The sequence below is a fragment of the Actinomycetota bacterium genome (genome assembly GCA_036280995.1).
In the GTDB taxonomy this organism is placed as follows: Bacteria; Actinomycetota; CALGFH01; order CALGFH01; family CALGFH01; genus CALGFH01.
Genome location: DASUPQ010000002.1, coordinates 1 through 11,344 on the forward strand (window position 1 = coordinate 1; position 11,344 = coordinate 11,344).

Genomic DNA, 11,344 nt, shown 5'->3' on the forward strand with positions numbered 1-11,344 from the left:
GATCTGTTGGAGGGCGAAGCTGGCCCCCAGGGCGGTGATCAGCGGGGCCAGCCGGGGGGCGTGGCGCAGCGGCCGGTAGGCGAACCGCTCCAGGCTCACCCCGATCAGCGGCGTCACCAAGGTGGCCATCAGCAGCACCACCAGCAGGGCGACCAGCGAGGTGCTGCCCCAGCCGAAGGCGCTCACGCCGAGGTTGAAGGTCCAGAGCCCGATGAACGCCCCCAGCATGAACACCTCACCGTGGGCGAAGTTGATCAGCTGGATGATGCCGTACACCATCGTGTAGCCAAGGGCGATGAGCGCGTAGTAGGAACCCTTGGTCACGCCGTTGGCGAGTTGCTGGACGAACTCGTCCACAGCGCCCTCCCGTCCCACGGCCGCCCCCCCGTGGGCGGTGCCGCGCCGGGCTGCGGCGCGGCACCCACCCTACGGAGCAGGAGGCGCAGCTGGCTCCTAGGTCTCGAACGCTCCCGAGAACTCCGGCGTCCACTCGGTGCCGGTCGCCTTGTAGACGGTCAGCGCCCGGTTGCTGGTGTCGCCGTACTCGTCGAAGGTGTGCTCGCCGGTGACGCCCGCGAAGCCGGAGGTGGCCCCCACGGCCTCGACGATCTGGGGCCGGGCCGCCTCAACGCTCTCGGCGTTGGGGAGGACCTTGGCCAGGCCCTGGATGATGATGTTGGCCGCGTCGAAGGACTGGGCGCCGTAGGCGCTGTAGCTCTCCTTGAAGCCGGCCGCCTCGTAGTCCTTGACGAACTGCTGGGCGCTCTCGAGCTCGGAGACCGGCTCGCCGATCGAGGTCGCGAGGGTGCCCTCGGCCTTGTCACCGGCGCCCTTGAAGAAGTCGGCGGAGTAGATGCCGTCGCCGCCCATCAGGGGGCCCTTGAAGCCGCGCTCCTTGAGCTGGGCGGCCAGGGGGCCGGCGGCCGGGTACTCGCCGCCGTAGTAGACCACGTCGGCGTCGGTGCCGATGACCTGGGTCACGACGGCGCCGAAGTCACGGTCGTTCTCGTTGACGGTCTCGGTGCCGGCGATGGTGCCGCCCTTCTCCTCGAACCGCTGGGAGAAGGTCTGGGCCAGGCCCTGGCCGTAGGTCTTCTTGTCGTGGATGACGAAGGCGGACTTGAAGCCGCCCTCGCCCAGGGCGTAGTCGGCCGCGAACGGGCCCTGGAAGGTGTCGGTGGTGGCCACCCGCATGTAGGTCGGCCAGATGCGCTTGGGGGCGTCGTCCGGCTTGGGCCCGCGGGTCAGGGTCGGGTTGGTGTTGGCCGGCGACACCTGGGTGATGTTCGCCTTGGCCAGCACCGGCGCCACCGACTGGGCGACGCTCGAGTTCAGCGTGCCCACGACGGCCGCGACCTGCGGGTCGGAGGCCAGCTTGTTGGCCGCGTTGGCCCCGGTGGCGGGGTCGGCGGCGTCGTCCTCGGCGGCGAGGACCAGCTCGTAGCCGGATACGGTGCCCTTCTCGTTGGCCTGGCGGATGGCCAGGTCGACCGAGTTCTTGATGCCGAGCCCCAGCTCCGAGAGGTTCCCCGTCAGCGGCGCGACGACGCCGATCTTGACGGTCTTCGTCTCCTCGGCGGCGTCGCCGCCGCCGCTGTCGCGGCTGCAGCCGGCGACAACCAGGAGCAGCGCTCCGAGCACGGTGACCGACTGAAGGACTCTGCCCTTCAAGGTCATGTTCCTTCCTCCTGTCGCGAGCCCCGTTGGTTCTGGCGCCGACGACGGCCGGGGCTGCCGCTCGAGACGCACGATGACTCGCGACCCCAGCCACCGTCCGAGGGACGTCCCACCTAGGCTTCGGGCCAGGTCGCGACCGGCAAGACTCTACCGCAACAAGGGGCAGAGAGACACGCAGCGCCACCACGATGCGGCAGCTGGTTGTTCGCGGCGCCAAGCGGCGTTCTGGCTGGCGCCGCGACCAGCCTTTGACCGTGTTCCGACGCTTCTGGCCGTGACGGATCGGCACGACGACCTCCCCGTCACGGCCAGAACGTCTCTGGCGCGCTACGACGCGACAGGACCAGGCCCGCCTCCGCCGTCACCCTCGGCGAAGGTGCCCTCGGGACCTGCCGGTGCGGGCAGGTTGAGTGGCGGACCCGGGACCCTCTTGCCCGGAACGCCGTTCACCGACTCCGTCGAGTACGCGAAGGTCAGCATCGCGAAGGCGATGAGGTCACTGTTGACCTCGAGTGCGTGCAGGTTGATGTTCGCGAAGGTGTCGCAGGCCAGGTGGTAGCAGGGGTCGAACTGCTCGCCGGCCGTGCCGCCCCAGATGTCCTCCTGCTCCTCGGTCTTGACCTCCTCCGCGCCGGTGAAGAGGCCGCCGGACGGGATGCCGTTCTCGATGAATGCCTGGTAGTCGCTGCGACCGGAGAACTCGGTGTCGTCGTACGGCTCACCGATCAGGGTGTAGTAGGACTCGTACAGGTCTTCGATGGCCGTCGAGCCCTCCGGGATCGGCACGCCCTCCGGGGCCGGGAAGGTGGACTCGTCCGCGTCGTAGACCATGAAGATGTAGTTGGGCGAGCCCACCATGTCGTAGTTCATGTACAGCGCGATCCGGTCCCGCTCGGCCTGGGACAGCCCGGTCACGTAGTCCGTCGAGCCGAGCAGACCGATCTCCTCGGCCGCCCACCAGGCGAACCGCAGGGTGTTCTCCGGCTTGAGGTTGGCCATCATCAGGGCCGTCTCGAGGAGGGCGGCCGAGCCAGAGCCGTTGTCGTTGATCCCCGGGCCCTCGATGACGCTGTCGAGGTGGGCGCCGGCCATCACGACGTTGTCATCGTTCTTGCCCGGCAGCTCGGCGATCACGTTGAAGTCGGTGCGGACCTCGGGTGGGTCCACCTTGACGAACGCGGTCGAGCCTGGCTGGGACAGCGCGACGCCGTCCGCGAAGCTCGCGCCCACGACGGGGATGTTGTGCGTGATTGTCCCTGTCGTGCCGTCGGGGAGGGTAATGCTGGTCGCGTCCGCGACAATCAGGCCCTCGCGGTCAGGGGTGTCGCCCTGGTTGAAGATGATGACGGCCTCGGCGCCGGCGAGCTCGGCGTTGTGCGCCTTGTCCCCGAAGAAGCAGGTGCCGCGCTGGACCAGGGCGATGTCGGCATCGCCGCTCCAGTCGATGCCCGCGAAGTCGGCCGCCTCGCACCCGCTGGTTGAGGCCCGGGGCGGGGTCAGGTTGATGTCGACCGGGATCACCTGACCTTCGACCGTCCCGGAGCCGCTGCCGGTGAAGACGCCGGTCTCGTAGGTCGCCTGGATCGGCGTGAGCTGGCGCAGCTCGGCCGGGAAGTTGAACTCGAACTCGACCGGGTCGAGCGTCACGTCGTAGCCGGCGTCCTTCAGCAGGCTTGCGACGTACTCGACGCTGTTGTCATAGCCCTCGGTGCCCGCGGCCCGGGTGCCCGGGTAGAACGGGTCGTCGTTGTTGTCGGCGATCTCCTGCAACGCCGCCTGGTGCTCCCGCACCCCGTCCAGGGTCACGCACTCCAGAAGCTTGCGGTAGGTGTTGTTGGTCTGGCGCTCGCACGGATCGGCGGGGGCGGCGAGCGCCGCCGGCACCGGTAACAGGAGTGCCGCCAGCAATGCAAGAACAGCCACCTGCACGACGCGGATGGACATCCGCCTCGATGACCCGGACCGGTTTGTCATCTAGGACCCCCTTGTCCCGCCGGGCGACCTGTGGCTCGACCCGGACGCCTCACGATCCGGGCACCCTATATCAACTGCCTCGTGAGGTCACTAGTCCCGACAAGCCATCAAAAGGTGGTATTCTGACCCGCTTGTGCGCCTCCACGAACCGTCATGGTCGGTTCGGTCGCCCAACCGTTCGCTGGACGTCCCCGGTGAGACGGCCTCAGCTCCCGCCCGGACCTGTTGGTTGTTGACCCACCCGCCGAGGCGGCCTCCACCGCGCCGATATTCCCGCGCCTGGCCACCGACAGGCTCCAGGGGTTGTTCGGCCGCCACTCGATCCCCAGTTGATCGCACGCCCGCCCGAAGATCCCGCGGATGTCCGCCGACACATTGCTGAAGTGGTAGCGCGGGTAGGGCGTCCCGTTCACCCAGTTCAGCACCCGGCACCCGTCTGAGTGGAGCAGGCCGCGGAGCAGGGGACGAGGGTCCTGGTCGACGAGGTCCTGCTGCCAGGGGGCGAGTTCGATCCTGCGTTCGTGCTTGCGCCCGGGTCCGTGCTGCGGGAACAGGCACGGCCAGTGCTTCGAGTACGCGGCTACCTCGGTGCATCCCATCTTCGGGGTACGGCTCACCTTGTTGGGCAGCACCTCAGCCATCGCGGTCTCGCATCGCTGGATCAGCTCGGGACAGGCGTCGGCGCACACGATGCGCAGGCGGAATACCTCCCGCGGATGGGTGGCGATGCATCCGTCGCCGAGGTAGAGGCCCAGAAGGTAGGTGTACGCGCTCTGTGGAAGGCTCAGAGGATCGCCACGGCACACAGCGCAGCTCCGGGCGTTCGGTGAGGGTCGCGTCCGCAGCCGGTCGAAGTCGGGCGTGCGGCCTGTTCGCCAGTCACGGATGGTCCGTCTCGGGATCGCGGTCTCGCGCGCGATCTCGCAGTCGTTCCAGCCCGCTCGAACCAGCTCCAGCACGAAGGCAACTTCCGCTCTGGACCGCACTTCGGTACCCTCCTCGACGGATAGGCCCGAGTGCTGGAATCGGTTTACAGGATCGCCTCAAAAGCGATTGCCCGTAAGGGCGTGCGGGTTCGAGTCCCGCCTCGGGCACCATGTGAGGAACCTAGCGCGTATCGAACTCCCGTTCGAGTAGGTCCGGCCGATCTGTGGACAACGCCCACGGATCGTGGGCGGGCGCCGCTACGATGCCCTTCCGCCTGACGGTCCTTCGGAGGTTCGACCTATGCGCTACCCGCCCGCACGACGGCTCGATCTGGTCGAGGAGCTGCACGGCCACCGGGTCGCCGACCCCTACCGGTGGCTGGAGGACGCCGAGGCCGACGAGACCGAGGCGTGGAGCAAGGCGCAGGACGAGCTGCTGGCCGGGTGGATGGAAGGGCGGCCCGAGCGGGAGGCGGTGCGGGAACGGCTGGAGCGGCTGCTGGGGGCCGGGCTGGTGTCGGTGCCGGCGCTCCGGGGCGACCGGGCGTTCTTCGAGCGGCGGCGGGGCGACCAGCAGCACCCGGTGCTGCTGGTGCGCGAGGCCGACGGGACCGAGCGGGTCCTGATCGACCCGAGCGCCCTGTCCGACGACGACACCATCACCCTCGACGGCTGGGTGCCGTCGTTGGAGGGCGAGCGGCTGGCCTACTTCCTCTCCCAGGGCGGCGACGAGGAGGCGTCGCTGTTCGTCATGGACGTGGCCAGCGGCGAGACGGTCGAGGGCCCGATCGACCGCACCCGCTACTGCCCCCTGGCCTGGCTGCCCGGCGGCGACACCTACTACTACGGGCGCCGGCTGCCCGCCGACGCCGTCCCCGAGGGCGAGGCCGCGTTCCACCGGAGGATCTGGCGCCACCGGGTCGGGGACGACCCCGACGGCGACCAGCTGGTGTTCGGCGGGGGGCGGGAGAAGACCGAGTACCACTCCCTGCGGGTCTCGCTCGACGGCCGCTGGCTGCTGGTCGGGGCGGCGGCCGGGACGGCGCCACGCAACGACCTGTACATCGCCGACCTGGCCGGCGACGGGACCCTGCGCCCGATCCAGGAGGGGGTCGACGCCGAGACCGACGGCCGGGTCGGGACCGACGGCCGCCTCTACCTCCACACCAATCTGGACGCGCCCCGGTTCCGGATCGCCGTCGCCGACCCGGCCCGGCCGGAGCCGGCGGCCTGGCGCGACCTGGTGCCCGAGTCCGGCGACGTGCTCGCGGGCTACGCGCTGACCGACGACGCCCTGGTGGTGGCGTCCAGCCGGCACGCGGTCGGGCGGGTGACGGTGCACGACCGGGAGACCGGCGCCCCACGGACCGAGGTCGGCCTGCCCGGGACCGGGTCGGTGCTGGGCGTCTCCGCCCGCCCCGAGGGGGGTGACGAGGTCTTCGTCGGCTACACCGACTTCACCACCCCGCCGCAGGTCCACCGCTACCAGGTCGCCAAGGGGCGGCTGGAGCTGTGGATGGACGCCCCCGGCCAGGTCGACCTGCTGGCCGGGGTGACCGCCAGGCAGGAGACCTACCGCTCCAAGGACGGCACCGAGGTGCGGCTGTTCCTGCTCCACCGCGACGGGCTGGCCCCGGACGGGGCCCGGCCGACGATCCTGTACGGCTACGGCGGCTTCAACATCTCCCTGACCCCGGCCTGGAGCGCGGTCACGGCCGCCTGGGTCGAGCGGGGCGGCGTGTACGCCATCGCCAACCTCCGCGGGGGCAGCGAGGAGGGCGAGGCCTGGCACCGCGACGGCATGCGGGCCAACAAGCAGCACGTGTTCGACGACTTCGCGGCCGCCGCCGAGCACCTGGTCGCGACCGGCTGGACGTCACCGGAGCGGCTGGCCGTCGCCGGCGGCTCCAACGGCGGGCTGCTGGTCGGGGCCGCCCTCACCCAGCGCCCGGAGCTGTTCGCGGCCGCGGCCTGCAGCGCCCCCCTGCTCGACATGGTCCGCTACGAGCGCTTCGGCCTCGGCGAGACCTGGAACGACGAGTACGGGCGGGCCGACGACCCGACCGAGCTGGGCTGGCTGGTCGGCTACTCCCCGTACCACAAGGTCATCGAGGGGACGGCCTACCCGGCGGTCCTGTTCACCGTCTTCGACTCCGACACCCGGGTCGACCCGCTGCACGCCCGCAAGATGTGCGCCGCCCTCCAGGCCGCGACCACCTCCGACCGCCCGGTCCTGCTCCGCCGCGAACGCCAGGCCGGCCACGGCGCCCGCTCGGTGCGCCGGACCGTCGAGCTCCACGCCGACATCCTGACGTTCCTGGCCGCCCAGGTCGGCCTGGACCTGGGCGGCGACGGCACCGGGTCGAGGTAGCACGCGGCCGCGTCAGGGGCGGGTGGTGTGGACGGCGTCGGCGAGCTCGGTCGTGAGGGCGCGGAGGCCGGGGATTCCGGCGTCGCCGAGGCGGCGGACCAGGGCGGTGCCGACGATGGCGCCGTCGGCGAACCTGGCCACGGCGGCGGCCTGGTCGGGGGTGGAGACGCCGATGCCGGCGCAGACGGGGAGGTCGCTGTGGGCCCGGACCCGGCCGACCAGCTCCTCGATCCCGGCGGCGGGCGACGCCCGCAGGCCGGTCACGCCCAGCGAGGCCTGGGCGTAGACGAAGCCCCGGCTGGCCTGGGCGATCGCGGCCAGGCGGGTGTCGCTGGAGGTCGGGGCGGCCAGGAACACCGGGGCGATCCCGGCGCCGGCGGCCGCCTCGAGCCCGTCGACCGCCTCCTCCGGCGGCAGGTCGGGAACGACCGCCCCGCAGGCCCCGGCGGCGGCCAGCTCGGCCGCGAACCGCTTGGGGCCGCGATGGGCGACCAGGTTGTAGTAGACGAGCAGCACCACGGGGGCGTCGACACTGGCCGTCAGCTCGTTGACCAGGCCGAGGACGTCGTCCAGGCGGGTCCCGGCGTCAAGGGCGGCGGTGACGGCGCGCTGGATCACCGGCCCGTCGATGAGCGGATCCGAGTAGGGCGGGCCGACCTCGAGCACGTCGGCCCCGGCCTCGGCCATGGTCCGGAACGCCGCCAGCGACCCGTCCAGGTCCGGATAGCCCGCGACCCCGTAGGCGACCAGCGCCGCCCGCCCCTCCCGGCGTAGCCCGTCCAGCCGCCCCTCCAGCCGCTCCACCGGCGCCGGCGGGCCGGCCACGACCCGCGGCCGGGTCCCGGGATCAGGCATCGGCGGGGCCCGGGGCGGTCTCGGCGTCGAACAGCAGGCTGGTGACGGTCTCGACGTCCTTGTCGCCGCGGCCGGAGAGGTTGAGGACGACCAGGGAACCGGGGGCGACCCGGCCGTCGTGGGCGGCCTGGGCGAGCCAGCCGACGGCGTGGGCCGGCTCCAGGGCGGGGAGCAGCCCCTCGGTGCGGGCGAGGAGGCGGAAGCCGTCGAGGGCGAGGGTGTCGGGGGCCTGCTCGTAGGCGACCCGTCCGGCGTCCTTCCAGAAGGCGTGCTCGGGGCCGACGCCCGGGTAGTCGAGGCCGGCCGAGACCGAGTGCGTGGGGAGGACCTGGCCGTCGGGGTCCTGGAGGACGTAGGAGCGGGCGCCATGGAGGATCCCGGCCTCGCCCAGGCCGAGGGAGGCGCCGTGATCGCCCGGCCGCGGCCCGCGGCCGCCGGCCTCGACCCCGACCAGCCGGACCGGCTCGTCGTCGACGAAGGCGGCGAACAGGCCGGCGGCGTTCGACCCGCCGCCGACGCAGGCCACGGCCAGGTCGGGCAGCCGGCCCTCGGCGGCCAGGATCTGGGCGCGGGCCTCGTCGCCGATGACCCGCTGGAACTCCCGGACCATGAGCGGGAAGGGGTGGGGGCCGACCACCGACCCGATGGCGTAGTGGGTGGAGCCGACCGACTCGACCCAGTCCCGCAGCGCCTCGTTGATGGCGTCCTTCAGGGTCGCGGTGCCGGTGGCCACCGGCCGCACCTCGGTGCCGAGGAGCCGCATGCGCACGACGTTGAGGTGCTGGCGGCGGGTGTCCTCCTCGCCCATGTAGACGACGCACTCCTGGCCGAGGAGGGCGGCCACGGTCGCGGTGGCCACGCCGTGCTGGCCGGCGCCGGTCTCGGCGATCACCCGGGGCTTGCCCATCCTGCGGGTCAGCAGGTGCTGGCCGAGGGAGTTGTTGAGCTTGTGGGCGCCGGTGTGGAGCAGGTCCTCGCGCTTGAGCCACACCCGCAGCCCCAGCTCCTCCGACAGCCGCCGGGCACAGAACAGCGGGGTCGGGCGGCCGGCGTAGTCGCGCCGCAGCGCGTCCAGCTCGGCGTTGAAGGCGGGGTCGGCGACGGCGTCCTCGAACGCGTCGGTGAGCTGGTCGAGGGCGGCCATCAGCACCTCGGGCACGAACCGCCCGCCCCAGCCCCCGAAGTGCCCCAGCGGGTCGGGCCGGTGCGCCACCCGGGACCGCTCGGCCTCGGCCACCCCGGCCGCCCGCGCCCCCGCGGCCGCCCCCGGACCGTCGTCCCTGCCGGCTGGGCCGTTGTCAGACATCCAGGAGGTTCCCTGACAGGTGGTCCTCGTAGGCCTTGAGGTCGAAGTGGCCGTGGCCGCAGAGGTTGAAGACGATCGTCTCCGACCGGTCCTCCTCCTTGCAGCGCAGGGCCTCGTCGATCACGGCCCGGATGGCGTGGGCCGGCTCGGGGGCGGGGAGGATGCCCTCGGTCCGGGCGAACTGCACGGCCGCCTCGAAGACCTTGGACTGCGGGTAGGCGACGGCCTCGATGTGGTCCTCCTTGCGCAGCAGCGACACCAGCGGCGAGTCGCCGTGGTAGCGCAGCCCGCCGGCGTGGATCGGGGCCGGGATGAAGTCGGCCCCGAGGGTGTACATGGGCATCAGCGGGGTCATGCCGGCCTGGTCGCCGAGGTCGTAGTCGAAGCGGCCCTCGGTCAGGGTCGGGGCGGCGGTCGGCTCGACCGCGACCACCCTGGTGGTCCGGCGGCCGGCCAGCTTCTCGGCCAGCAGCGGGAAGGTGAACCCGCCGAAGTTGGACCCGCCGCCCACGCAGGCGACCAGCACGTCGGGCTCGACCCCGGCCCGCTCGAGCTGGGTCTTCAGCTCCAGCCCGATGACGGTCTGGTGGAGCAGGACGTGGTTGAGCACGCTGCCCAGCGAGTAGTGGGTGTCGTCGCGGGTGGCGGCGTCCTCGACGGCCTCGGAGATGGCGATGCCGAGCGAGCCGGGCGAGTCCGGGTCCTGGCCGAGCACGGCCCGGCCGGCGTTGGTCTCCGGCGACGGCGACGGGGTGACGCTGGCGCCCCAGGTCTCCATGATCGAGCGCCGGTACGGCTTGCCGTCGTAGGAGGCCCGGACCATGTACACCTTGCACTCGAGGCCGAAGCGGGCGCAGGCGAAGGCGAGGGCGCTCCCCCACTGGCCGGCCCCGGTCTCGGTGCTGAGCCGGGTGATGCCCTCCTCCTTGTTGTAGAACGCCTGCGGGACGGCGGTGTTGGGCTTGTGGGAGCCGGCCGGCGACCCGCCCTCGTACTTGTAGTAGATGCGGGCCGGGGTATAGAGGGCCCGCTCCAGGTCCAGGGCGCGGATCAGCGGGGTCGGCCGCCACAGCTTGTAGGTGTCGAGCACCGGGCCGGGGATGTCGACCCACTCGTCGGTGGAGACCTCCTGGCCGATCAGGGCCATCGGGAACAGCGGGGCCAGCGCGTCCGGGCCGACCGGCTCGCGGGTCTGCGGGTGCAGGTAGGGGTCGGGCTTGGTCGGCATGGAGGGGACGATGTTGAACCAGGCGGTCGGCAGCTCGTCCTCGCCGAGCAGGATCTTGCGGGCCTCAGCCATGGGCTCCTCCAGTTCGGGTCGTGACGGCGAGCAGGTCTTGGACGGCGGCCGCCGGGTCCTGGGCCCGGACGAGGGTCTCCCCGACCAGGACGGCGTCGGCGCCGGCGTCGGCGGCCGCCTGGACGCCGGCCCGGTCGCGGATGCCGCTCTCGGCGACCAGGACGGTCCCGCCGGGCACGGCCTGGCGGATGGCGGCGAAGCGGCCCGGGTCGACCTCGAGGGTGGCCAGGTCGCGGGCGTTCACCCCGACCAGGGTGGCGCCGGCGTCGGCGGCCGCCGACGCCTCGGCCACGGTGTGGACCTCGACCAGGGCGTCCAGGCCGGCCGTGGCGGCCTCGTCCAGCAGGGCCCGGAGGGTGGGCGGGTCGAGGGCGGCGACGATCAGCAGGACGGCGTCGGCCCCCCAGGCCCGCGCCTCCCAGACCTGGTAGGTGGTGGTGACGAAGTCCTTGCGGAGCACCGGGAGGTCGACCGCCGCCCGCACCGCCAGCAGGTCGTCGGGGCTGCCGGCGAAGTGGCGGGGCTCGGTGAGGACGCTGACCGCCGACGCCCCGCCGTCGGCGTAGGCGGCGGCCAGGGCGGACGGGTCGAGGTCGATCCGGATGTCCCCCCTGGAGGGCGAGCGGCGCTTCACCTCGGCGATCACCCGGGGCCCGACGGGTCCGCGCCGGACCGCCTCCCGCAGCCCGCGGGCGGGCGGCAGGTCGGCCGCGACCGCCCGCAACGCGGCAAGGGGCAGCCGCTCAGCCCGGCGCTCGGCGTCCGACCTGGCGTCGGCCGCCGCCCGGGCCAGGAACGAACCGGTCGAGGTCACAGCGGACGATTCTAGCCGTTCCGCCCTCCGGCCCGGTCGGGGAGGATGGTGGGTCCGCCCCGGGCCCCGACCCGGGCGGACCTTTGGACAGCCGCGGGCCCCCCGCCCTGTGGACAGCCGC

At 72.5% G+C, this 11,344-nt stretch carries 9 protein-coding genes and 1 tRNA gene; 2 read left to right on the forward strand and 8 right to left on the reverse strand.

Annotation, left to right across the window (positions count from 1 at the left end):
• The 4 genes from VF468_00020 to VF468_00035 form a co-directional block, all read right to left on the reverse strand.
• Window positions 1-357, reverse strand: a 357-nt coding sequence (locus tag VF468_00020) for a branched-chain amino acid ABC transporter permease (GenBank protein ID HEX5876712.1), incomplete at its 3' end; no start/stop codon positions are given.
• 96 nt (window positions 358-453) lie between these two features.
• The gene (locus VF468_00025) at window positions 454-1,677 is read right to left on the reverse strand and encodes a branched-chain amino acid ABC transporter substrate-binding protein (protein ID HEX5876713.1); all 1,224 of its coding nucleotides are present in this window, start codon (window positions 1,675-1,677) and stop codon (window positions 454-456) included.
• A gap of 327 nt (window positions 1,678-2,004) precedes the next feature.
• Window positions 2,005-3,561: a M28 family metallopeptidase gene (locus VF468_00030; protein ID HEX5876714.1), complete on the reverse strand. Its 1,557-nt coding sequence runs from the start codon at window positions 3,559-3,561 to the stop codon at window positions 2,005-2,007.
• A gap of 197 nt (window positions 3,562-3,758) precedes the next feature.
• Window positions 3,759-4,610 carry a helix-turn-helix domain-containing protein gene (locus VF468_00035; protein HEX5876715.1) on the reverse strand — a complete coding sequence of 284 codons (852 nt, stop codon included), beginning with the start codon at window positions 4,608-4,610 and terminating at the stop codon, window positions 3,759-3,761.
• A gap of 51 nt (window positions 4,611-4,661) precedes the next feature.
• On the opposite strand from VF468_00035, the gene VF468_00040 reads away from it, so the two are divergent.
• A tRNA-Leu gene (locus tag VF468_00040) sits at window positions 4,662-4,748 on the forward strand.
• Window positions 4,749-4,878: 130 nt separating this feature from the next.
• The gene (locus VF468_00045) at window positions 4,879-6,948 is read left to right on the forward strand and encodes a prolyl oligopeptidase family serine peptidase (protein HEX5876716.1); all 2,070 of its coding nucleotides are present in this window, start codon (window positions 4,879-4,881) and stop codon (window positions 6,946-6,948) included.
• 12 nt (window positions 6,949-6,960) lie between these two features.
• Here the strand turns inward: VF468_00045 and trpA are convergent, their stop codons facing one another.
• The 4 genes from trpA to trpC are packed head-to-tail and all read right to left on the reverse strand — an operon-like array spanning window position 6,961 to window position 11,223.
• A complete protein-coding gene (gene trpA, locus VF468_00050) occupies window positions 6,961-7,803 on the reverse strand; it encodes a tryptophan synthase subunit alpha (GenBank protein HEX5876717.1) in 843 nt (280 codons plus the stop codon).
• The gene (gene trpB, locus VF468_00055; protein HEX5876718.1) at window positions 7,796-9,109 is read right to left on the reverse strand and encodes a tryptophan synthase subunit beta; all 1,314 of its coding nucleotides are present in this window, start codon (window positions 9,107-9,109) and stop codon (window positions 7,796-7,798) included. Before trpB ends, trpA begins: the two co-directional genes overlap by 8 nt.
• Window positions 9,102-10,409, reverse strand: a complete 1,308-nt coding sequence (locus VF468_00060; GenBank protein ID HEX5876719.1) for a TrpB-like pyridoxal phosphate-dependent enzyme — start codon at window positions 10,407-10,409, stop codon at window positions 9,102-9,104. Before VF468_00060 ends, trpB begins: the two co-directional genes overlap by 8 nt.
• Window positions 10,402-11,223, reverse strand: coding sequence for an indole-3-glycerol phosphate synthase TrpC (trpC, locus tag VF468_00065; protein ID HEX5876720.1), 822 nt, complete (start codon window positions 11,221-11,223; stop codon window positions 10,402-10,404). Before trpC ends, VF468_00060 begins: the two co-directional genes overlap by 8 nt.
• Window positions 11,224-11,344 lie beyond the last annotated feature (121 nt).